This is a genomic window from Planomonospora corallina (assembly GCF_042650625.1).
GTDB classification, from domain to species: Bacteria; Actinomycetota; Actinomycetes; order Streptosporangiales; family Streptosporangiaceae; genus Planomonospora_B; species Planomonospora_B corallina.
The window spans coordinates 335,998-356,576 of sequence record NZ_JBHSBM010000016.1 but is presented as its reverse complement, the minus strand read 5'-3'; the positions used below and the strand labels follow the sequence as shown (position 1 = coordinate 356,576).

Sequence of the window (20,579 nt, the reverse complement as noted above, 5' to 3'; positions counted from 1 at the left end):
GGCCGCACGTGGTCGTCGTGGTCACGGCCGGTCCCGGGACGGGTCAGACGTCCAGGGGGCGCCAGGCGGGGCCGGCCCCGTCCCGGCGGACCCGCCCGAAGACCGCATCGGCGAAGTGGATGCCGAAGCCGATCGTGTCGGGCTCCTCCAACTCGGCGATGAGACGACGGCGATGCTCGGCGGACCGGGCGGGGTCGTGGTCGTAGAGGCAGGACCATTCGGGGTGATCCACCTGGATCGGCGAGTGCAGGGCGTCGCCGAAGGCGATCAGCCGGGTTCCGCCCCCGGTGATGACGTACTGCGTGTGCCCGGCCGTGTGACCACCGGTGATCTGGACCCGCACGCCGGGGAAGACCTCCTGGCCGTCCGTCACCGTACGCACGCGCGGTGTCAGCGCGGCGGCCTCCTCCTCGGTGACGCCCTGCGCGAGCAGGTCGCGTCGAGCCCATTCCGGTTCGGCCACCACATACTCGGCCCGGGTGAACACGGGGCGGTCACCGCCCGGGGCGGGATGCCAGGCCCAGCCGAGGTGATCGATGTGCAGGTGGGTGAATGCCACCGTTTCGATCTCCTCCGGCCTGCGGCCGAGCTCGGCCAGACCGTCCGGCAGCGCGCCGCCGTGAACGGCGCCGTTCGGGCTTCCCGGCTCGGCCGGCAGCGACACCGGCCCCCATCCCGCGTCGATCAGCAGCGCGCGGTCGCCGTTCTCCACCAGGAGACCGCCGATACTCGCCACAAGATGGCCGGAGGCATCCAGGTACTGCGGGTGGGCGGCCCAGATCTCATCGGTGGTGTCCGGCAGCCAGCTGCGCGGCCTCCCCTGGATGGCCCCGTCCGGCACGAAGGACACCTTCGTGCCGCCCAGCCGTACCGAGCGGATCCCCGCCGGCCGCCGCAGCCGCTCGTCCCGGTGAACCACGGAGTTCGCCATGCTCGCGTTCCCTTCTTCGGGGTTCAGGCCGTCGCCGCGTCCCCTGTCGCCGACCGGGCCACCATAAGCATCAAGCTTGAAACAGTCAAGCTTAAAACATATTTGTTTGAAACAGTTAAGCTGCAAATATGCTGGCTTGATGGACTTGCTAGGATGGGGTGCATGACCACGTCTCCGGAACCGCAGGCCGTCGCCGAGCGGGAGCTGTGCGGCCTGGTGAACGGGCTGGCCCAGCAGATCGCCGTTCACGTACGCGAACGCGCGGCCACCCTGGGCCTCACCTCCGCCCAGGCGACCGCGCTGCGGGAGATGACCGGACCGATGACCATGCGCGAGCTCGCCGAACGCATGGGCTGCGAGCCCTCCAACGCCACCTTCGTCGTCGACAAGCTCGAGAAACAGGGCTTGATCGAGCGCCGTGCGCACCCCACCGACCGTCGCGCCAAGCAACTCGTCCTCACCGCGGAGGGCGACGCCCTCCGTGAACGGCTCCTCGAACTCCTTGTCCAGGACTCACCGCTGGCCGGCCTCACCGCCCAGCAGCAGCGCGCCCTTCAGGACCTGCTCGAACAGGCCATCATCCGTTCATGAGCCGGCGCCGGCCCACCTCGGCACCCCCCGTTCCGGTCCGCGCACCCGGTCTCACCTGGGCAGCTCCGACTTCTGCACCTTGCCGGCCGCGTTGCGCGGCAGGGCGTCGAGCACGACGACCTCCCGGGGGACCTTGAAGTTCGCCAGCAGCTCCCGGCAGTGCGCGACCAGCTCCTCCCTGGCGGCCCGCGCGCCGGGGCGGAGCACGACGTAGGCGCGGCCGACCTCGCCCAGCCGCGCGTCCGGCACGCCGACGACGGCCGCCTCGGCGACCGCCCCGTGGCGGACCAGGACCTGCTCGACCTCGGCCGGATAGACGTTGAACCCGCCGACCGTGAACATGTCCTTCGATCGGCCGGTGACGGTCAGATTGCCCCGCTCGTCGAGACGGCCCCGGTCGCCGGTCACCAGCCAGCCGTCCCGGACCGCCTCGGCGGTCGCCCCGGGGTCGTCGAGGTAGCCGAGCATCACGTTGTGCCCGCGGACGAGGATCTCGCCGTCCTCCCCGGCGGGCACCGGCTCGCCCTTGCCGTCGACCACCTTGACCTCCACGCCCTCGATGGGACGGCCGGAGGTCGTCGCCACGGTCACGTCGTCGTCGGTGAGCGAGCAGGAGGTGACCGTGCCGCACGACTCGGTGAGCCCGTACGCCGTGACGACCTGCGGGAAGAGCTCGGCGCGCACCCGCGTGACCAGGGCGACCGGCACCGTCGCCGCGCCGGTGACCGCGAGCCGGAGCGAGGACAGGTCGTGGCGGGAGCGCTCCGGCGCGTCCAGCATCGACGTGTAGACCGTCGGCGGCCCGGGCAGCACGGTGATCCGCTCGGCCTCGACCAGCCGCACCGTCTCGCCGGGCTCGAACACCCGCTGGAGCACCATCGTGGCCCCCCGGAGCAGGCAGGCGAGCACGCCGGCCTTGTAGCCGAAGCAGTGGAAGAGCGGGTTGACGATGAGGTAGCGGTCGCCGCGGGCCAGCCCGGTCCGGCCGCACCACGCCTCGTAGGTCCGCACGTCCTGGCCGTGGGTGCACCTGACGCCCTTGGGCCTGCCGGTCGTGCCGGAGGTGAACAGCACGTCCGCGACGTCCCCGGGGGTCACCGCGGCCGCCCGTGCCACGGCCTCCTCCTCCGGTACGGCCCGCCCCGCGGCGAGGAACGCCTCCCAGCCCGTCACACCCGTGCCCGCGCCGGCTGTCGCCGCCCCGCCCCCGTCCGCGCCCCCGTCCGCGCCCGTGTCCGCGCCCGTGTCCGCATACGTGCCGATGTCCGCGCCCGCACGATCGCCGAAGTCGACCACCGCGGTCAGCTCCGGCAGGTCCGGCACCGGCCGTCCGGCCGCGCCCCCGCCGCCCGCCCCGAGCATGGCGAGGTAGTCGTTGCCGAGGAAGCCGTTCTCCACGAAGAGCAGCCGCGCCCCGCTCCTGGCCAGCAGCCACCGGGCCTCCTCCCCCTTGTAGCGGGTGTTGACCGGGACCAGGACGAGGCCGGCGCTCACCGCGCCCAGCGCGGTCACGATCCACTCCAGGCCGTTCGGCGCCCAGATCGCGATCCGCTCCCCCGGCTCCAGGCCGCGGGCCAGCAGCGCCCGCGCCGCCGCGCGGACCCGCCCGTGCAACTCGCCGTAGGTGACCCGGACCGGGCCGTCCACCACGGCCTCCAGCTCCGGGAAGTCGCGAGCGGCGCGGTCCAGGACGCGCGGGATCGTCAGTGCGTCGTTCTCGCTCATGGGCTCCCTGCCTCGGTGCGGGCCTCGGTGCGGGCCTCGGTGTGGGGCCTGGCGCGGGGCCTGGCGTACGTGGCCCCGCCGCGGGCCGTCCGGTGCCGCCCATGGTGACGCCCGGTCCGCGGGCCCGGGAGGGGTCGTCCCGGTGATCGGTACTGTCCGCCCGCCCCGGTGCGCGCGGCCGTACCCTCCCGAGGCGGGAGGGCCGCGCGCACCGGGAGGGCGACGATGAACGTGACGATGGACTTCACCGGCCGGGCGGTGCTGGTCACCGGAGGGACCAGGGGCATCGGGGCCGTGATCGCGGAGCGTTTCCTGGCCGCCGGGGCCGAGGTGGTGGTCTGCGGGCGCGCCGAGCCCGCAGAGCCGCCCGCCGGAGGCGGCCGGACGGCCCGCTTCGTCGCCGCCGACGTCCGGGACGCCGCGACCGCGGCCGGCCTGGTGGAGCGTACGGCCGGCCTGCTCGGCCGGCTCGACGTGCTCGTCAACAACGCCGGCGGCTCACCGTCGGCGGACGCGGCGACGGTCTCCCCGCGGTTCGTCGAGAAGATCGTGGCCCTGAACCTGCTCGCGCCGTTCTACGTGGCGCAGCCGGCCAACCGGGTCATGCAGGGGCAGGAGGGCGGCGGCTCGATCATCAACATCGGCAGCGTCGCCGCTCACGACCCGCAGCCGGGCGTGGCGGCCTACGCGGCGGCCAAGGCGGGACTGCTCACGCTGACCAGGGCGCTGGCCCTGGAGTGGTCGCCGAAGGTGCGGGTCAACCACGTCACCACCGGGCTCGTCCTGACCGAGGCGGCGGCCTCGGTGTACGGAGAGGACGGCGGGGCCGCGGTCGCCGGGGTGATCCCGATGGCGCGGATGGCGGCGCCCGCCGACGTCGCGGACGCCTGCCTCTATCTGGCGAGCGACCTGTCGTCCTACGTCACGGGGGCGGACGTCGCCGTCCACGGCGGCGGTGAGTTCCCCGCCCGCTACGTCGCCACCCGGGAGCGGGGCTGACGGAGCTCCCCCGACCCGGCGGCGCCGCCGGCGCAGGCGTAGGGGACCGCGTCGAGGCCGGCTCGGCGGTTCCCGTTCAGGCGGTCGCCACAGCTCCCGGACCGGGCAGGATGTCGACGCCGGTGACGTCCATGGGACGGTCGCACACGGAGCAGTGCAGCTCGACGTGACCGATCTGCCCGCAGGCATGGTGCCGATACAGCACCGGTGGTCCGGCCTCGCCCGCCGTCCAGCGGTCACCCCACCGCACCATCACCATCAGCAGGTCGCACAGCTCTGTCCCCTTGGCGGTGAGCGCGTACTCGTACCGGGGCGGCCGCTCCGAATACCGCCGCCGTTCCAGCACGTCGTTCTCCACGAGCCGGCCGAGCCGCTCGGCCAGCACTTTCCGGGAGATGCCGAGGCTTCTCTGGAGCCGGTCGAAGCGGCAGATCCCGACCATGACGTTGCGCAAGATCAACGGCGACCACGGCTCGCCGATCACGTCCAGCGTGCGCGCGATCGAGCAGGCCATGTCACCGAACCGGGTTCGCTGCATGGGCTCGATGATAGGCGAGAGGGTTCCCTGAAGAGAGGGACCCCTGCTAGCGTCGCCCCAGTAAGTTCCCTTAAGAGACGCATGGAGTCCCTGCCGTGGACGACCTGGCGGGTCCTCGGCGATCGTTCGCAGCCCTCCCGTCCGGACGCCGCGCCGGGTGCGCGCCGGGAGACAAGGCGGAACCCGAGGAAGAGGACGTTATGGGCATGATCCACATCGACCTGTTCGCGACGCTCGATCTGGTCGGCCAGGCGCCGGGTGACCCCGAGGAGGACCCCGACGGCTTCCCGTTCGGGGGATGGCAGGCGCCCTTGTTCGATGAGACGGTCGGCCGGCACGTCGGCGCCGGGATGGAGGGCATGGACGCCCTGCTCCTGGGCCGCAGGACCTACGACATCTTCGCCGCGTTCTGGCCGAACCAGGTCGACGGCGTCGACGGCGGGATCGCCACCCTGTTCAACAGCATCCCGAAGTACGTCGCCTCGCGCGGCAACCCGGATCTGGACTGGGCGGGCTCGACGCGGCTGGGGCCCGACCCGGTGAGCGCCGTGCACGAGCTGCGCGACAAGCATGAGCACATCCACGTGATCGGAAGCCTGAACCTGGTGCAGACCCTCCTGCGCGAGCGCCTCTTCGACCGGCTCGACCTGTGGATCTTCCCCATCACGCTCGGCGTCGGCAAGAAGGTGTTCGCCGACGGTACGGTGCCCGCCAACCTGGTGCTCCTCGAGCCGCCCGTCGCCTCGCCCAAGGGCGCCGTGCTCCTGCGCTACGGCCTCGGCGAGGGGACCCCCGGCGGCGGGGACATGCGGCGCGAGGACCGTGGCGTCGGTCCGAGCTGAACAGGGGACCGGCCGGCGGACGCCCTGGTCCGGGAGATGCGGGAGGAAGTCGGCGTCGAGGTGGAACCGACGGCCGTGCCGGGGGTGTTCGGCGGCCCGGACTTCGTCGCCGAGTACCGCAACGGGGACCGCGTCGCGTACGTGTCGACCGTGTTCGCCTGCCGGATCGTCTCCGGCGAGCCGGTGCCCGACGGGGAGGAGGTGGCCCGGTTCCGCTCCGTCCGTCCCGGCGAGCTCGACGGGACGGACGTGGCGCCGACGACGCGGCACATCCTGGCCCGGATCGACCCGGAGACATCCGGGGCCGCCTCCGACCCTCCGCACTCCCCCGGCGCCGCCGGCGTCCCGGAGCCCGTCCGGGAACCACACGGGAAGCGGTGGCCCCCGCAAGCCTCGGCCGCGGGGGGCTCACCACCTGCCGGCGCCGGCCGGGACCTCGTCGATGCGCCGGCCGGCCGCCCGCTCAGCGGCGCTTCTTCACCACCTTGACGGCATTGATCTTGGTGGCGGAGGCGACACCGTTGGTCACGGTGCCGGTGATCTGCGCCTGGGCCCCGGCCGGCACGTCCGCCAGCGTCGAAGAGGTCCGGTTGAGGGTGACGGCCGCGTCGGCGGCGACCGGGACGGTGCTCCGCACACCGTTCACGGCCCTGATCGTGAGGGTCGACGCCTCGGCGTCCACCGCGACGACCGTCCCGTCCCGGCGGAAGCTCCACGTCGTGGTCACCACCAGCTTCGCCGCGGACGCCACGCTGTTGGTCACCGTACCGGTGACCGTGATGCGGGCCCCGGCCGGCACGTCCGCCAGCGCCGTGGCGACGCCGTCGATGACGACCGCCGCGTCGACGGCGACCGGGACGGCGCTCTCGACCCCGTTCGACGCCCTGACCGTGAGGGCCGACGCCTCGGCGTCCACCGCGACGACCGTCCCGTCCTGACGGAAGCTCCACGTCGTGGTCACCGCCAGCTTCGTCGCGGTCCGGGCGCCGCGGACGCTGGTTCCGGTGATCGCGATGCGGGCCCCGTCCGGCACGTCCGCCAGTGTCGCGGTGGCACCGTCGACGGTGACGGCCGCGGTGGCGGCGACCGGCAGGACGTTCGTGGTGGTGGTTCCGGCGGCGACCGGGACGGCGACGGCGACGGTGGAGGCGGTGGCGTCGACCGCGGCGACGGTGCCGCCGATCCGGAAGACGGACTTGACCGGCGCGGGGCGCCACTTCGACGCCGAGACCGCCGCGTGGGCCGGGGCGGCGAGCACGGGCTGGGCGACCACGCCACCGAGGGTCAGCCCTGCGGCGACGGAGAAGGCGAGCAGGTGGTGCTTACGCATGGAAGGGGACTCCTCCGCTGTCGGGGGCGAGTCCCCCAGCATGGCTCCCGACCCGGAGCGGTCAGGGTGCGGAACGGTTTCACCACGGGTGCCGCCGTCTTCCGCGACGACGCGGCACCGGTGATGGGCCGAAGCGAGCCGGCGCGGTGACGGCGGCCCCCGTACGGCGAGGCCGGAGGGAGGCCGTGCTCCGGCGGGCGGTGGGCGGACGCTTCTCGGGACGGCCGGCCGATCCCGCCGTGCCGCGGGCCGTTGCCCGCGAACACGTTCGACACTACGGTCCTGCTCGATCACCGGTCCGCCGCCGTGGACCGGGGCCGCCCGCGATAGAGCCCGGAGACGGATGAGGCGACAGACGTTGGACACCGTGCGCAACCCGGTGCTGCCGGGTTCCCATCCCGACCCGTCCCTGCTCCGGGTGGGCCCGGACTACTATCTGGCGACCTCGACGTTCGAGTGGTGCCCGGGCGTGCGGCTGCACCACTCCAGGGATCTGGTGCACTGGCGTCCGCTGGGCGGGGCGCTGGACGGCACCCGGCTGCTGGACCTGGCGGGCTGCCCCGACTCCGGCGGGGTGTGGGCGCCGAACCTGAGTCACGCGGACGGCCTGTTCCACCTCCTCTACAGCAATGTGTCGGCCTACGCGGGCGGCTTCACCGACGCCCCCGCCTACGTGACGACGGCGCCGTCCGTGCACGGCCCCTGGTCCGATCCGGTGCTGCTCCACGCGCGCGGCTTCGACGCGTCCCTGTTCCACGACGGGCCGGAGAGCTGGATGGTGAACCTGGTGCACGACTGGCGGCCGGGGCACGGCGGTTCGGCGGGCCTGGAGGCGACCCGCTACGACCGCGCCGCGCGCCGCCTCGTCGGCGATCCCGTCCGGCTCCGGCTGCCGCCGTCGGCCTCGTGGATCGAGGGCCCCAACCTCTACCGCCGCGGTCCCTGGTACTACCTGCTGACCGCGGACGGCGGCACCGGCTACGGGCACCGGGTCACCGTCGCCCGCTCGCGCTCTCTGCCCGGTCCCTACGAGCGCGACCCGGCCGGCCCGCTGATCACCGCCCGCGACCACCCCGGCCTGCCACTGCAGAAGGCCGGGCACGGCAGCCTGGCGGAGACCGCCGGGGGGCGCTCCTGCCTGGCCTATCTCGTCGCCCGGCCGCTGGGCCGGCACGGGCCGTGCGTGCTGGGCCGGGAGACCGCGCTCGCACCCGTGACCTGGACGTCCGACGGGTGGCCGCGCACTCCGACCGGCCTGCCCCTGCCCGGCTTTCCGGTCGCCGACCTGCTCGGGGACGCCGGAGGACCGCCCGCCCGCGCCGACACCGTGCACGTGGACGTGGACGTGGACGTGGACGCGGACCATGCGGACGCGGACCATGCGGACGTGGCCGTGGACGGATCCGGCGAGCGCGACGGTTTCGACCGGCCCGTCCTGGGTCCCCAGTGGTCCACCTTGCGCCGTCCCGCCGCCCCGGACTGGCTCTCCCTGACCGGGCGGCCGTCCCACCTCCGGGTGCACGGCGGCCGTTCCCCGCAGAGCCTGGTCGGCCCCAGCCTGGTGGCCCGCCGGGTGACCTCGCTCCGCTGCTCGTTCGAGGCCACCGTGGAGTACCGCCCGCGCTCCTTCCAGCACCTGGCCGGGATCACCGCGTACTACAACACCCGCAACTGGTACTACCTCCACCTCACCGCGGACGACCACGGCGAGACGGTGCTGCGCTGGGCGGGCTGCGACCGGGGCGCGCTGACCGTGGACGAGGCGGGCGGGCTCCCCCTCCCCGGGGTCACCCGCCTGAGGCTCGGCCTGGACATCGACGGAGCGGAGCTGGGCTTCCGCTGCGACACAGGCTCCGGCTGGCGCCCCTTCGGCCCGCGGCTCGACGCGACCGTGCTCTCCGACGAGCACGCCGAGGAGATGGAGGACGGCCGGATCCGGACCATGGGGTTCACCGGCGCGTTCGTCGGGCTGTGGGTCTGGGACCTCACCGGGCGCGGCCTGCCCGCCGACTTCGACGACGCGGCCTACCGCGCCTCCTCCGGTCCCGGTCAGGCCGGCCGGCCGCCGGCCTGACCGCGGTCAGGTGTCCGGTCCCAGGATGAGGCCGCTGGTCGGCACGCCCGTTCCCGCCGTGACGATCACATGGCCGGTCCCGGCGGGCTGGTTGACCGAGGTGCCGCGGACCAGCCGCACCGCCTCGGCGATGCCGTTCATGCCGTGCAGGTACGCCTCGCCGAGCTGACCGCCGTGGGTGTTGCAGGGCAGCCGGCCGCCGACCTCCAGGTGCCCGTCGGCGATGAAGTGCCTGGCCTCTCCGCGGGCGCAGAAGCCGAGCTCCTCCAGTTGCGGGAGCACCAGCGGGGTGAAGTGGTCGTAGACGACCGCCGCGCCGATGTCGTCCGGGCGCAGGCCGCTCTGCGCGTACAACTGCTCGCCGACCAGGCCCATCTCCGGGATTCCGGTGATCTCCTGCCGGTAGTAGCTGGTCATCATGTGCTGGTCGGCGCCCGAGCCCTGCGCGGCCGCGCGGACGACCGCGGGCGGGTGCGGCAGGTCGCGGGCCCGCTCGGCGGAGACGACGACCAGCGCCTGGCCGCCGTCGGTCTCCTGGCAGCAGTCCAGCAGGTGCAGCGGCTCGGCGATCCAGCGCGAGGACTGGTGGTCGGCCAGGGTGATCGGCCGGCCGTGGAACCAGGCCGCCGGGTTGGCCGCGGCGTGCTTCCGGGCGACCACGGCGACCCGGCCGAAGTCCTCGCTGGTCGCGCCGTACTCGTGCATGTAGCGGCGGGCGAACATGGCGACCCACTGCGCGGGGGTGAGCAGGCCGAACGGGGTCATCCACGCGTAGGCCGCGCTCTCGGCCCCGGCGTCCATCGCCCGGTCCGCCTGGCCGAGGCCGTAGCGCACGCCGGAGCGCTCGTTGAAGGCGCGGTAGCAGACGACGACGTCGGCGATCCCGGTGGCGACGGCCAGCACGGCCTGCTGGACGGTGCCGCAGGCGGCCCCGCCTCCGTAGCCGACACGGGAGAAGAACCTCAGCTCGCCGATGCCGGTGCTGCGGGCGACGTGGATCTCTGAGTTGGTGTCGGCGGTGAACGTCACCAGCCCGTCGACGTCGGACGGTTCCAGCCCGGCGTCGGCGATGGCGGCGAGCACCGCCTCGCAGGCCAGCCGGAGCTCGCTGCGTCCGGAGTCCTTGGAGAACTCGGTGGCCCCGATGCCGGCGATCGCGGCGGCGCCGGAGAGGCCTCCGGAGCGGGTGCGGGCGCTCATACGGCACCACCCTCCCCGCCGGGGAGCCGGACCTCGACGGTGCCGGTCACATGGAAGCCGAGGCCGTTGGCGCCGCGCACGGAGATCTCCACCCGGCGGTCCCCGTCGTGCTTGGTGGTGACGGTCCCGGTCAGCACCATGGTGTCGCCCGGGTGGTTGGGCGCGCCGAGCCGGATCCTGATGGCCTTCACCACGGCGGCGGGCCCCGCCCACGCGGTGACGTACCGGTCGACCAGCCCGTTGGTGGTCAGGATGTTCATGAAGATGTCCTTCGAGCCCCGGGCGGCCGCCAGCTCGTGGTCGTGGTGCACGTCCTGGTAGTCACGACTGGCGAGCGCGGTCGCGACGATCAGGGTCCGGGTCAGCGGGACCGTCAGCTCGTCGAGCGTGTCGCCCACCGCGACCTCGTCGTAGGTCCGGGTCGTGAGGGTCCTGGGTGCGGGCGGGGTCACGGCGTCACCACTCCTTCCGCCAGCACGTCGCCGAGGCGGGCGAGGCCGGCGCTCGCCCCGCCCAGGGTCCCGGCGATCTGCCGTCCCCACAGGAAGTGGCGGTGGACCGGGTAGTCGACGTCGACACCGATCCCGCCGTGCACGTGCTGGACGCGGTGGACGACGTTCAGCCCGGCCTCGGCGGCCCACCACTTGGCGACCAGCGCGGCCGCCTCGGTCTCCCTCGGACCGTCGCCGCCGTCGAGAGCGCAGACGGCCTGCCAGAGGCAGACCCGGATGGCCTCGATCTCGATGTAGCAGTCGGCGAGCTGGTGCTGGACCGCCTGGAAGGCGGCGAGCGGGCGGCCGAACTGCCTGCGCCCGGTCAGGTGGCCGGCGGCCAGCCGGAGCGCTCCCTGGCAGACGCCGAGCTGGAGGGCGGCCAGGGCGGTGCGGGCATGGGCGAGGGTCCGCTCGAGGACGCCCGTTCCCGGTTCCCCGACCGCCTGCGCGGGCGCGCCGGTGAGGGTCAGATGGCCGCTGAGGTCGCGGCTGGTGGTCTCGGCGTGCTCCCAGGCCACGCCCTCGCCGCCGGCGGCGACCAGGAACAGGCCGGGGCCGGCCGCCGTGCGCGCGGAGACGATCCTCCGGGCCGCGCCGGCCGGCGAGGGCACCTGGGCCTGCACCCCGGTCAGCCGCCACGCGCCGGGGGCACCGCGGTCCGCCCCACCGGCCGTACCGCCACCGTCCGCTCCGCCGGCCGTACCGCCACCGGCGCCGTCGTCCGGCCGGGCCTCGCACGCCGGATCACGCGGGTCGTGCGGGCCGAACTCCTCCAGCGCCAGGGTCGGCCGCGCCGACCCGTCGGCGAACGCCGGGAGCAGGTCGCGGCGCTGCGCCGCCGTGCCGTACCCGGCGATCGCGAGCGCCGCGACGGCCGCCGGCCAGACCGGTACGGGGGCCACCCGGCGTCCCTGCTCCTCCAGCAGGACGCAGAGCGCGGCCAGGCCGAGCCCGGCGCCGCCGTCGGATTCGGGGAGCGCGACGCCGAGCAGGCCGGTCTTGGCCAGCTCCGTCCAGAGGTCCTCGTCGACGCGGCCCGGGGATCTCTCGACGGCGCGGACCCGCTCGGTGGCGGCCCGGTCGGTGAGGACCTCGGCCGCCAGGCCGCGGACCTCCTCGAGCTCCTCGCCAAGGGTGAAGTCCATCAGCGTTCCTCCTGCTCGGCCGGCCGGAACACCGGGAGCGACAGGTCGGGGTCGGGGTCGATCCAGTCGAGGACGACGGGCATGCCGATCGTGACCTCCTCGGGGGCGGCGCCGACCAGGTTCGTGATGAGCCGGGTGCCCTCCGCCAGCTCGACGACCGCGACGACCAGCGGATAGTCGAAGGCCGGGTGGCGGGGGTGGTGGTTGACGACGTAGCTGTAGACGTGCCCGCGGCCGGAGGCCTCGACGGTGTCCCAGTCGAAGGAGCGGCACTCCGGGCAGCAGGGGCCGGGCGGGTGGCGGAGCGCCTTGCACGAGGCGCAGCGCTGGATCAGCAGCCGGTGCCCGCGGGCGGCCTCGAACCAGAACACGTTGTCCCGGTTGAGCGCCGGCCGCGGCCTCGGCGCCCGGGACCGGTCCGGCGGCCCCTCCTGCCCGGGCCGCCCCTCCTGTCCGGCCTGCTCCCCCGCCCGTTCCTCGGTGCGGTCTCCGGCCTGCCCCCCGGGCGGGTTCTTCGGGCGGAAGCGCAGGGTGCGCCAGCGCTGCGTGGCCACGACCTCGCCGTCCGCGTCGCGGTAGGTCCGCAGCGTGGTGATGAACCGCCCGGCGCCCAGCGCGGTGGACTTCTCCGCCGAGATCGACTCGACGACCTCCTCCGCGCCGACGTGGTCGCCGGGCACGAGCTCCCGGTGGAACTCGAACTCGGAGTCGGTCGCCACCACCGAGGTGTAACCGCGCTCGTCCAGCAGGGCGACCAGCTCGCCGTAGGCGCCCTCCGGCCCGCCCGGCGTCCGCGTCGCGGCGTAGCCGCGCATGGTCCACGCCTGCATCATCGACGCGGGCGCGACGACGCCGGGCCGGCCGGTGGCGCGGGCCGCCTCCTCGTCGAGGTAGACCGGGTTGCCGTCCTCCATCGCCTCGGCCCAGTGCCGGATCATCGGCCGGTTGACCGGGTCCGGTCCGGGCCGGAGCGGCATCAGGACCCGGCCGGTGAACGCCTGCAGCCGCTCCTCGTAGTCGTCCGCGCCGCCGCCCGTACGGCCCCGCGCCCCGGTCTCCGCCTCCTGGCTCATGCGCCCTCCTCGCGCCCGTCGGTCCGCTCGTTCATGCGCCCCGTCCCACCCGGGGGAGGCCCAGCCCCTGGGCGGCGACCATGTCGCGCAGGACCTCGTTGACGCCGCCGCCGAAGGTGTTGACGATGCCCTGCCGGGACAGCTGCTCGAGTTCCCCGGCGAGCGCGGCCCCGGGCGACTCCGGGCGGATCCGGCCGGCCGCGCCGAGGATCCCGCCCAGGGTGCGCTGCACGTGGATGTGGGTCTCGGTGCCGTAGACCTTGACCGCGCCCGCGTCCGCGCCGGAGAGCGCGCCGCGCTCGACCGCGCCGGCCATCTTCCAGTTCAGCAGGCGCATCGCCTCCAGCCGGGCGTAGGCGCGGGCCAGGTCCTGCCGGACCCACGGCAGGTCGAGCGCGCCGTTCTCCCGGGCCCAGGCGGCGACGTCCTCCCAGAGCCGGATCATCCGGCCGCCCAGCGCGGCCAGGCCGATCCGCTCGTGGTTGAGCTGGGTGGTGATCAGTTTCCAGCCGCCGTCGACCTCGCCGACGACGGCGCTCGCGGGCACCCGTACGCCGCTGTAGTAGGTGGCGGTGACGGCCATGCCGCCCACCGTGCGGATCGGGCTCCAGGAGAACCCCGGGGCGTCGGTGGGCACGATCAGGATCGAGATGCCCCTGTGCTTCGGGGCGTCCGGGTCGGTACGGCAGGCGAGCCAGATGTGGTCGGCGGTGTTCGCGCCGCTGGTGAAGACCTTGGCGCCGTCGATGACGAACTCGTCGCCGTCGCGGACCGCCCGGGTCGTCAGCGACGCCAGGTCGGTGCCGGCGTCGGGCTCGGTGTAGCCGATGGCGAAAATGATCTCGCCGGAGAGGATGCCGGGCAGGAAGCGCCTGCGCTGCTCCTCGGTGCCGTGGTGCATCAGGGTGGGACCGACCGTGTTCACGGTGACGAACGGGAACGGCAGCCCGGCCCGCTGGACCTCGTCGAAGAACACGTACTGGTCCTCGGCCGACCGGCCCTGCCCGCCGTACTCGACGGGCCAGCCGAGGCCGAGCCAGCCGTCGGCGCCGAGCCGGCGGACCACCTCGCGGAAGCGGTCGCCGCCCACGCCCTCCTCCCCCGCGCGGCGGCGCTCCTCGGCGGGCAGCAGGCCCGCGAAGTAGCTCCGCAGCTCGGCGCGGAGACGCCGTTGCTCCTCGGTCTCGCGCAGGTCCATGGTCTCCGCTTCTCCTTCTCGGGGGTCGTGGCGTGGGCGGTCGGGGGTCGTGGCGTGGGCGGTCGCCGCGGGGCTAGGGCAGGAAGCGCAGGCGCCCCGCGGCGAGGAACTCCTGGCGCAGCGCGGCCCGGTCCCGGTCGGTCATCGGGGTGTACTCCGGCGCGCCGCGCCCGGTCCAGAGGTCACCGGTCCAGTACCAGCCGTGACGGACCCGCTCGGCGTCGGCGGCCGGGTCCTTGTAGTAGCCCTCGAACCTCGCCGCGCCCTCGGTGTCGACGATCTCGCCGACGGCCTCCTCCGGATCGTCCACCCGGCCGTGCTCGTCGAGCACCGCCGGGGGCAGGAAGCGGAGGGTCCGCGGGTCGGCGATCCGGACGCCGCCGTGGGCGGGCCGGCCCAGCGCCGTCGCGGGGGCGTCCGGGTCTGGTCTGATCAGGCCCGCGCTCTCGCTGGAGCCGTACCCCTCGATGAGGCGGCAGCCGAAGCGGCGCAGGAACGCGGCCCGGTCCTCCGGGGAGGCCTCGGTGCCGAAGGCGTGCGTGAGCGGGTTGTCGGCGTCGTCGGGTTTCTCGGGCGTGGCGAGGATGTGGGCGATCGCCCTGCCGACGTAGGTGAAGAACGTCGCCCCGTACAGGCGCACGTCGGGCAGGAAGCCGGAGGCGGAGAACTTCGGTGTCAGGGCGACGCAGGCGCCGGCGCGGACCACCTCGTCCCAGCTCCAGGTCCGCTCACGGGTGCGCAGGCCCGGGCGGGTGTCCCCGGCCCGCGCGAGCAGCAGGTCGGCGATCGTCTCGTGGTGCACGTTCGGCCCTTCGGGGATTCGGGACTCCAGGGACTCAGGGGGCTCGGGGCTTCAGGGACTCAGGGGGCTCGGGGCTTCAAGGACCCGGGGGCTTCGAGGGCCCGGGGACCTCCCCGGCGGCGCGCACGCCCAGCGGGCCGGTGAACACGCAGTGCGTGCCGCCGTAGATCGCCGCCATGCACTTGTTGCAGTGGATGCACAGGGACTCGGTGCTCGCGTCGGCCTTGATCCGGTTGATCAGGTCGGGTTCGCGCAGCAGCGCCCGCGCCATCGCGACGAACTCGAAGCCCTCCCGCATGGCCTGGTCCATCACCTGCTTGTTCGTGATGCCGCCGAGCAGGATGAGCGGCATCTTCACCGCGGCGCGGACCCGGCGCGCGTCCTCGAGCAGATAGGCGTCCCGGTAGGGGTAGGAGCGCAGCAGCAGCCCGCCGAACATCCGCATGCCGAGCCTGATGGGCTGGGGCATCGCCGCGGCGAACTCCTTCAGCGGCGCCTCGCCCTTGAACAGGTACATGGGGTTGAACAGCGAGCTGCCCGCGGTGAGCTCCAGGGCGTCGAGGGAGCCGTCCTGCTCCAGCCACCGGGCGAGCCGGATCGCCTCGTCGATCTGGAGACCTCCGGGCACGCCGTCGTCCATGTTGAGCTTCGCGGTGATCGCGATCCGGTCGCCGACCGCGTCGCGGACCGCGCGGGCGATCTCCCGGGAGAGCCGGGCCCGGTTCTCCAGGCTTCCGCCGTAGGAGTCCCTGCGCCTGTTGACCTTGGGGCTCAGGAAGGAACTGGCGAGGTAGTTGTGCCCGAGGTGGATCTCCACGGCGTCGAACCCCGCCTCGGCGGCCATCACGGCCGCCTCGCCGTGGGCGCGCACGATCCGCTCCAGGTCGGCGCGGGTCGCGGCCCTGGTCACGCTGGCCGTGGCGAGGTGGAAGCGCCGGGAGGGCGCCAGCGCGGGCAGGCGGTTGGACCTGGGGTCGGCGACCGGGCCGGCGTGGCCGATCTGCGCGCAGACCGCCGCGCCCTCGGCGTGCACGGCCTCGGTCAGCTTGCGCAGGCCGGGCAGCGCCTCGGGGGTCCACAGGATCTGCTTGCGCTCCGTCCGCCCTTCGGGGGCGACCGCGCAGTAGGCGACCGTGGTCATCCCGACGCCGCCCGCCGCGTGCCGGACGTGGAACCCGATGAGCTCGTCGGTGACCAGACTCCGCCTGCTCAGTCCCTCGTAGGTGGCCGACTTGATGATGCGGTTGCGCAGGGTGACCGGACCGAGCCTCGCCGGGGCGAGCACGTCCGGGACGCCGGCGCCGGGGGGTGGTGTCTGGGTCAAGGGGTCCTCCGTCCGCGCACCCGTCGGGTGGCGTCGTCGACGTTAACCAGCGGGGCTCCGCCCCACCCGGGTGATCCCGCTGACCGGGAGGTCACCGCCCCGGCCGGGGTCCGCCCGGCCGGCCCGTCCCGGCACAGCGCGGCGCCGTACCGGGAACGGGCCGCGGTGGCGGGACGGGCTGCGGCTCCGTCAGAAGCCCGCCTGGCCGCCGTCGAGCGGCACGGTGGCGCCGGTGAGGTAGCGCATGTCCGGGCCGACGAGCACGGCCACGGCCCGCCCGATGTCCTGCTCGCAGTCGCCGATGTAGCCGAGCGGGATGCTCCTGCGGAACTCCTCCGCCTCGGCGGGGTTGTTCTCCGTCCACCACTTCAGCCCGGGCGAGAGGGCGTGCGGGGCGATGCAGTTGACGCGGATGCCGTCGGCGCCCCATTCGGCGGCGGCCGTCCGGGTCAGCGAGCGGACCGCCTGCTTGGCGGCGGCGTAGGCGCCGTAGGTGCTCGTGTCCCAGCGGACCATCGCGGAGGTGACGAGGTTGACGACGCTGCCGCCGCCGCGCCGCTTCAGGTGGGGGTGGCAGGCCTTCATGAAGGCGAACGTGGCGAAGGGACCGCTGCGGAACCCGCGCTGGAAATCGGCGTCGCTCATCGAGAGCAGCGGCCCGAACGCGCCCGAGTAGGCGTTGTTGACGAGGATGTCGATCCCGCCGAGCCGGGCCGCCACCTCCTCCACGACGTCCGGGACGGTGCCGGTCTCGCTCACGTCGCAGCGGAACGCCTCGGCCCGCACCCCGCGTTCGCGGACCATGGCGCAGGTCTTCTCCAGCTTCGCCGCGGTCCGGCCGAGCACCGCGACGGCCGCTCCCTCGGAGGCGAGGGCGAGCGCGATGCCCTGCCCCACTCCCTGTCCCGCCCCGGTCACGATCGCGTTCTTCCCGTCCAGGCTTCCCACGCGCGCCTCCCGTTCGGCCATGACGCCGGTGCATGGCTCCGGCAATGGTGTGCCGCGCCGCGTCCTGCCGCGAACCGGCGGTCCCGCTCACCGGGAACGCCCCTCCACCGCGGTCCCGGGGCCCGTCCCGGTCACCGGGACCGGCCGTGCCGCTCCGCCGCGCACGATCACAATGGGCGGCCTGACGCACGCGCCGGCGGCGTCTTCGCGAGGCGGCGGGACGAGAGGGAGACGATGTCCACACCGACGGACCCGAAGGCTGCGATGGCAGCGGTCATGGCGGCGCTGACCGGCCCCGGCGGCGAGTTCGAGCTGGCCGAGGAGGACGTCCTCGGCTCGCGGATGCGGGTCTTCGCCAACCGGGCCCGCAACCTCGGCGAGGTGCTCGCCCGGTCGGTCCGGTACGGCGAGCGCGACTACATCGTGACCGCGGACGAGCGGCTGAGCTTCGCCGGGCACGCGGCGCGGGTCGCGTCGCTGGCCCGGGCGCTCCGCGACGAGTACGGCGTGCGCCCCGGCGACCGCGTCGCGATCATCGCCGCCAACTCCCCCGCCTGGATCGTCGCGTTCTGGGCGACGGTCTCCCTGGGGGCCGTCGCCGTCGGCTACAACGCCTGGTGGTCGCGGCGCGAGGTCGCGTACGCGCTGGGCCACACCACGCCGAAGGTCGTCGTCGCCGACGCAAGGCGGGCCGCGGTGGTCGCCCGCGTTCTCACAGAGGGCACAGACGACATAGCGGGCGCAGACAGTACAGAGGACACGGGGCGCGCGGGAGGCGCGGGGAGCGCAGAAGGCACGGGGAGCGCAGAAGGCACGGGCGGGGCCGCGCCCGCCGTGCTGGGCACCGAGGAGGACGTGCCGCGCCTGGCCGCGCTCTTCCCCGGCGAGGCGCTGCCGGAGTACGAGGCCGCCGAGGACGACCCGGCGGTCATCCTCTACACCAGCGGGACGTCCGGCCGCCCGAAGGGCGCGGTGCACTCGCACCGGAACCTCACCTCGGTGATCGAGTACCACCGGATGAACGACGCGACGGCCCAGGCGTTCGGCGACCCGAGGAAGCCGGAGGACAGGCGCTACCTGCTGGCGCTGCCGCTGTTCCACATCGCGAGCCTGCACAACCTCGCCGTGCCGCGCCTGGCGACCGGGAGCGCGCTCGTCATGCACGAGGGCGCCTTCGACGTGGACCGGGTGCTGCGGCTGATCGAGAAGGAGCGGGTCACCAACTGGGGCGCGGTGCCCACCATGGCGCACCGGCTGATCGAGCACGGCGACCTGTCGGCGTACGACCTGTCGTCGCTGACCGCGTTCGCGCTGGCCTCCGCGCCGTCCTCACCGGCGTTCAAGGAGCGGCTGAAGGCGGTCCTCCCCGTCGCCCGGCACGCCCTGGCCGACAGCTACGGGCTGACCGAGTCCTCGACCGCGATCTCGGTGGCCTCGCCGCTCGACCTGGCGGAGGCGCCCGGGACGCTGGGCCGTGCCATCGCGACCGTGCGGCTGGAGATCCGCGGCCCGGACGGCCGGGCGCTGCCCGAGGGCGAGGAGGGCGAGGTCTGCGCGCGCAGCCCGTTCAACATGCTCGGCTACTGGAACGACCCGGAGGCCACCCGGAACACGCTGCGCGAGGACCGCTGGCTGCACACCGGCGACATCGGGGTGATCGAGCAGGGCCGGCTCCGCCTCACCGCCCGGCGCTCCGACCTGATCATCCGCGGCGGGGAGAACGTCTACCCGGCCGAGGTCGAGAGCGTTCTGGCCGAGCACCCGGGCGTGCGCGAGTGCGCCGTCATCGGCGTGCCCCACGCGGACCTGGGCCAGGAGGTCGTGGCGGTGGTCGTCACCGGCGACGGGCGGCCGGTGGGCGAGGAGGAGCTGCGGGAGTACGCCGGCAAGGAGCTGGCCTACTTCAAGGTCCCGTCGCGGTGGCGGATCGTCACCGAGCCGCTCCCCCGCAACGCGACCGGCAAGGTCGTCCGCCCCGAGGTGGAGCGCATCGCCGGAGTCACCGCGGGCGCGCAGGCCCCACCCGCCACGCGCTGAGGAGGCATCCCCGCGTACGACCGGCCGGTCGCGGCGGCGCCGCCCGGCCCCGGCGGGCCGGTGCGGTGCCCGTGCCCTCCTCAGATCCGCTCGATGACCGTGGCCGTGGCGTGGGCGCCGCCGGCGCACATGGTGACGAGCGCGGTCGACCGGTCCGACCGCTCCAGCTCGTGCACGGCCTGGGTCACCAGGCGGGCTCCGGTGGAGCCGACCGCGTGGCCGAGGGCGATCGCGCCGCCGTTGACGTTGACCCGGTCCATGTCCGCCTTGTGCGCCTGCGCCCAGGAGAGCACCACGGAGGCGAACGCCTCGTTGATCTCGACCAGGTCGATGTCGGAGAGCGCCATCCCGGCCATGCGGAGCACGTGCTCGGTCGCCTGCACCGGCCCGTCCAGGTGGTAATAGGGGTCGGCGCCGACCATGCCGGAGGCGACGATGCGGGCCCGGGGGCGCAGGCCGAGATCGCGGGCCCTGGCCCGGCTCATCAGGAGCACGCCCGCCGCGCCGTCGCTGATCTGCGAGGAGTTGCCGGCGGTGTGGACGCCGCCGGGGAGGACGGGCTTGAGCTTCGCCAGCGCCTCCGCGCTGGTCTCGCGCAGCCCTTGGTCCTTCTCGACGCGGACGGTCTCCCCCGTCGGCCCCTCCTCTCCCATGACGGGCGCGTCCACCGCGATGATCTGGCCGTCGAAGCGGCCCTCGGCCCACGCCCGCGCGGCGCGCCGCTGCGAGGCCAGGCCGAGGGCGTCGGCGTCGGCGCGGGTGATGCCGCGCAGCGCCGCGATGCGCTCGGCGGCGGTGAACTGGTCGGGCATGTCCAGCGACCAGCCGTCCGGGAAGGGGCTGCCGGTCTCGGGGGTGGCCGCCTGGCCGAGGAAGACGCGGCTCATCGACTCGACGCCGCAGCCGATCCCGGCCTCGATCGCGCCGGAGGCGATCAGTCCGGCGACCAGGTGGACCGCCTGCTGGGAGGAGCCGCAGGCGCAGTCGATCGTCGTGCACGCCGTGCCGTACGGCAGGCCCGCGTGCAGCCACGCCTGGCGGGTGACGTTGTTGGACTGCTCGCCCGCCTGGGTGACGCAACCGCCGACGACCTGGCCGAGCTCGGCCGGGTCCGCCCCGGTGCGCTCCAGCAGGCCCCTGTGGACGAGCCCGAGCAGTTCCGCCGGGTGCAGGCCCGAGAGGGCCCCCCTGCGCCGGCCGACCGGTGTGCGGGCGGCGTCGACGATGACGGCTTCGGCCATGGCTTCTCCTCGCTTCCGTTGTCCCGGCGGGGCTCTCGGCCGCCGGTCGCCGTCGCGGCGCCCCTCCCCGGCGGCCGGCGCGGCGCG

General features: G+C 74.3%; 18 protein-coding genes and 1 pseudogene. 6 read left to right on the top strand and 13 right to left on the bottom strand.

The annotated features are described in order from the left end of the window. Positions 1-43: 43 nt before the first annotated feature. Complete coding sequence (locus ACFOWE_RS12800) at positions 44-931, bottom strand: MBL fold metallo-hydrolase (RefSeq protein WP_377287497.1); 888 nt, start codon at positions 929-931, stop codon at positions 44-46. A 162-nt stretch (positions 932-1,093) separates the two neighbouring features. On the opposite strand from ACFOWE_RS12800, the gene ACFOWE_RS12795 reads away from it, so the two are divergent. Continuing rightward, positions 1,094-1,522 (top strand): MarR family winged helix-turn-helix transcriptional regulator, encoded by a 429-nt coding sequence (locus ACFOWE_RS12795; RefSeq protein ID WP_377287496.1) that lies wholly within the window; start codon positions 1,094-1,096, stop codon positions 1,520-1,522. 51 nt (positions 1,523-1,573) lie between these two features. On the opposite strand, the gene ACFOWE_RS12790 is transcribed toward ACFOWE_RS12795, so the two are convergent. Next, on the bottom strand, positions 1,574-3,247 hold the full coding sequence (locus ACFOWE_RS12790; RefSeq protein WP_377287495.1) for an AMP-binding protein: 1,674 nt from the start codon (positions 3,245-3,247) through the stop codon (positions 1,574-1,576). Between the two features lie 225 nt (positions 3,248-3,472). Here ACFOWE_RS12790 and ACFOWE_RS12785 point away from each other — a divergent pair, with 225 nt between their 5' ends. Next, positions 3,473-4,246, top strand: coding sequence for an SDR family oxidoreductase (locus tag ACFOWE_RS12785; RefSeq protein WP_377287494.1), 774 nt, complete (start codon positions 3,473-3,475; stop codon positions 4,244-4,246). 76 nt (positions 4,247-4,322) lie between these two features. Here the strand turns inward: ACFOWE_RS12785 and ACFOWE_RS12780 are convergent, their stop codons facing one another. Beyond that, positions 4,323-4,784, bottom strand: a complete 462-nt coding sequence (locus ACFOWE_RS12780; protein WP_377287493.1) for a winged helix-turn-helix transcriptional regulator — start codon at positions 4,782-4,784, stop codon at positions 4,323-4,325. Between the two features lie 206 nt (positions 4,785-4,990). Between ACFOWE_RS12780 and ACFOWE_RS12775 the strand changes: the two genes are divergently transcribed. Next, a complete protein-coding gene (locus ACFOWE_RS12775) occupies positions 4,991-5,626 on the top strand; it encodes a dihydrofolate reductase family protein (protein WP_377287492.1) in 636 nt (211 codons plus the stop codon). Positions 5,627-5,641: 15 nt separating this feature from the next. Beyond that, positions 5,642-6,115: pseudogene (locus tag ACFOWE_RS12770) on the top strand (NUDIX domain-containing protein); the annotation flags it as partial. Here the strand turns inward: ACFOWE_RS12770 and ACFOWE_RS12765 are convergent. Then, complete coding sequence (locus tag ACFOWE_RS12765) at positions 6,090-6,956, bottom strand: hypothetical protein (protein WP_377287491.1); 867 nt, start codon at positions 6,954-6,956, stop codon at positions 6,090-6,092. The pseudogene ACFOWE_RS12770 and the gene ACFOWE_RS12765 overlap by 26 nt on opposite strands. A gap of 343 nt (positions 6,957-7,299) precedes the next feature. Here ACFOWE_RS12765 and ACFOWE_RS12760 point away from each other — a divergent pair, with 343 nt between their 5' ends. Further along, the gene (locus ACFOWE_RS12760; protein WP_377287490.1) at positions 7,300-9,030 is read left to right on the top strand and encodes a family 43 glycosylhydrolase; all 1,731 of its coding nucleotides are present in this window, start codon (positions 7,300-7,302) and stop codon (positions 9,028-9,030) included. Between the two features lie 6 nt (positions 9,031-9,036). Here the strand turns inward: ACFOWE_RS12760 and ACFOWE_RS12755 are convergent, their stop codons facing one another. The 8 genes from ACFOWE_RS12755 to ACFOWE_RS12720 form a co-directional block, all read right to left on the bottom strand. After that, positions 9,037-10,230 (bottom strand): lipid-transfer protein, encoded by a 1,194-nt coding sequence (locus tag ACFOWE_RS12755; RefSeq protein WP_377287489.1) that lies wholly within the window; start codon positions 10,228-10,230, stop codon positions 9,037-9,039. Beyond that, positions 10,227-10,682 carry a MaoC/PaaZ C-terminal domain-containing protein gene (locus ACFOWE_RS12750; protein ID WP_377287488.1) on the bottom strand — a complete coding sequence of 152 codons (456 nt, stop codon included), beginning with the start codon at positions 10,680-10,682 and terminating at the stop codon, positions 10,227-10,229. The genes ACFOWE_RS12755 and ACFOWE_RS12750 overlap by 4 nt, the downstream gene beginning before the upstream one ends. Beyond that, positions 10,679-11,869: an acyl-CoA dehydrogenase family protein gene (locus ACFOWE_RS12745; RefSeq protein WP_377287487.1), complete on the bottom strand. Its 1,191-nt coding sequence runs from the start codon at positions 11,867-11,869 to the stop codon at positions 10,679-10,681. Before ACFOWE_RS12745 ends, ACFOWE_RS12750 begins: the two co-directional genes overlap by 4 nt. Beyond that, a complete protein-coding gene (locus ACFOWE_RS12740; protein WP_377287486.1) occupies positions 11,869-12,942 on the bottom strand; it encodes a bifunctional MaoC family dehydratase N-terminal/OB-fold nucleic acid binding domain-containing protein in 1,074 nt (357 codons plus the stop codon). The genes ACFOWE_RS12745 and ACFOWE_RS12740 overlap by 1 nt, the downstream gene beginning before the upstream one ends. A 31-nt stretch (positions 12,943-12,973) precedes the next feature. Then, a complete protein-coding gene (locus ACFOWE_RS12735) occupies positions 12,974-14,140 on the bottom strand; it encodes an acyl-CoA dehydrogenase family protein (protein WP_377287485.1) in 1,167 nt (388 codons plus the stop codon). Positions 14,141-14,213: 73 nt separating this feature from the next. Beyond that, positions 14,214-14,942 carry an AMP-binding protein gene (locus ACFOWE_RS12730; RefSeq protein WP_377287484.1) on the bottom strand — a complete coding sequence of 243 codons (729 nt, stop codon included), beginning with the start codon at positions 14,940-14,942 and terminating at the stop codon, positions 14,214-14,216. A 76-nt stretch (positions 14,943-15,018) separates the two neighbouring features. Further along, positions 15,019-16,266, bottom strand: a complete 1,248-nt coding sequence (locus tag ACFOWE_RS12725; protein WP_377287483.1) for an NADH:flavin oxidoreductase — start codon at positions 16,264-16,266, stop codon at positions 15,019-15,021. Positions 16,267-16,455: 189 nt separating this feature from the next. Continuing rightward, entirely contained in the window at positions 16,456-17,214 is a 759-nt protein-coding gene (locus ACFOWE_RS12720; protein ID WP_377287482.1) for an SDR family NAD(P)-dependent oxidoreductase, read from the bottom strand. Between the two features lie 264 nt (positions 17,215-17,478). Here ACFOWE_RS12720 and ACFOWE_RS12715 point away from each other — a divergent pair, with 264 nt between their 5' ends. After that, the gene (locus ACFOWE_RS12715) at positions 17,479-19,251 is read left to right on the top strand and encodes a class I adenylate-forming enzyme family protein (protein WP_377287481.1); all 1,773 of its coding nucleotides are present in this window, start codon (positions 17,479-17,481) and stop codon (positions 19,249-19,251) included. An 80-nt stretch (positions 19,252-19,331) separates the two neighbouring features. On the opposite strand, the gene ACFOWE_RS12710 is transcribed toward ACFOWE_RS12715, so the two are convergent. Further along, entirely contained in the window at positions 19,332-20,492 is a 1,161-nt protein-coding gene (locus ACFOWE_RS12710) for a steroid 3-ketoacyl-CoA thiolase (RefSeq protein ID WP_377287480.1), read from the bottom strand. Positions 20,493-20,579: the final 87 nt, after the last annotated feature.

Excerpts from the sequence above, each read along its gene's own strand:
- ACFOWE_RS12755 (WP_377287489.1), bottom strand. The coding sequence starts at position 10,230 with ATGAGCGCCCGCACCCGCTCCGGAGGCCTCTCCGGCGCCGCCGCGATC.
- ACFOWE_RS12740 (WP_377287486.1), bottom strand. The coding sequence starts at position 12,942 with ATGAGCCAGGAGGCGGAGACCGGGGCGCGGGGCCGTACGGGCGGCGGC.
- ACFOWE_RS12765 (WP_377287491.1), bottom strand. The coding sequence starts at position 6,956 with ATGCGTAAGCACCACCTGCTCGCCTTCTCCGTCGCCGCAGGGCTGACC.
- ACFOWE_RS12735 (WP_377287485.1), bottom strand. The coding sequence starts at position 14,140 with ATGGACCTGCGCGAGACCGAGGAGCAACGGCGTCTCCGCGCCGAGCTG.
- ACFOWE_RS12785 (WP_377287494.1), top strand. The coding sequence starts at position 3,473 with ATGAACGTGACGATGGACTTCACCGGCCGGGCGGTGCTGGTCACCGGA.
- ACFOWE_RS12795 (WP_377287496.1), top strand. The coding sequence starts at position 1,094 with ATGACCACGTCTCCGGAACCGCAGGCCGTCGCCGAGCGGGAGCTGTGC.
- ACFOWE_RS12715 (WP_377287481.1), top strand. The coding sequence starts at position 17,479 with ATGGCAGCGGTCATGGCGGCGCTGACCGGCCCCGGCGGCGAGTTCGAG.
- ACFOWE_RS12710 (WP_377287480.1), bottom strand. The coding sequence starts at position 20,492 with ATGGCCGAAGCCGTCATCGTCGACGCCGCCCGCACACCGGTCGGCCGG.
- ACFOWE_RS12780 (WP_377287493.1), bottom strand. The coding sequence starts at position 4,784 with ATGCAGCGAACCCGGTTCGGTGACATGGCCTGCTCGATCGCGCGCACG.
- ACFOWE_RS12745 (WP_377287487.1), bottom strand. The coding sequence starts at position 11,869 with ATGGACTTCACCCTTGGCGAGGAGCTCGAGGAGGTCCGCGGCCTGGCG.
- ACFOWE_RS12800 (WP_377287497.1), bottom strand. The coding sequence starts at position 931 with ATGGCGAACTCCGTGGTTCACCGGGACGAGCGGCTGCGGCGGCCGGCG.
- ACFOWE_RS12760 (WP_377287490.1), top strand. The coding sequence starts at position 7,300 with ATGAGGCGACAGACGTTGGACACCGTGCGCAACCCGGTGCTGCCGGGT.
- ACFOWE_RS12775 (WP_377287492.1), top strand. The coding sequence starts at position 4,991 with ATGATCCACATCGACCTGTTCGCGACGCTCGATCTGGTCGGCCAGGCG.
- ACFOWE_RS12790 (WP_377287495.1), bottom strand. The coding sequence starts at position 3,247 with ATGAGCGAGAACGACGCACTGACGATCCCGCGCGTCCTGGACCGCGCC.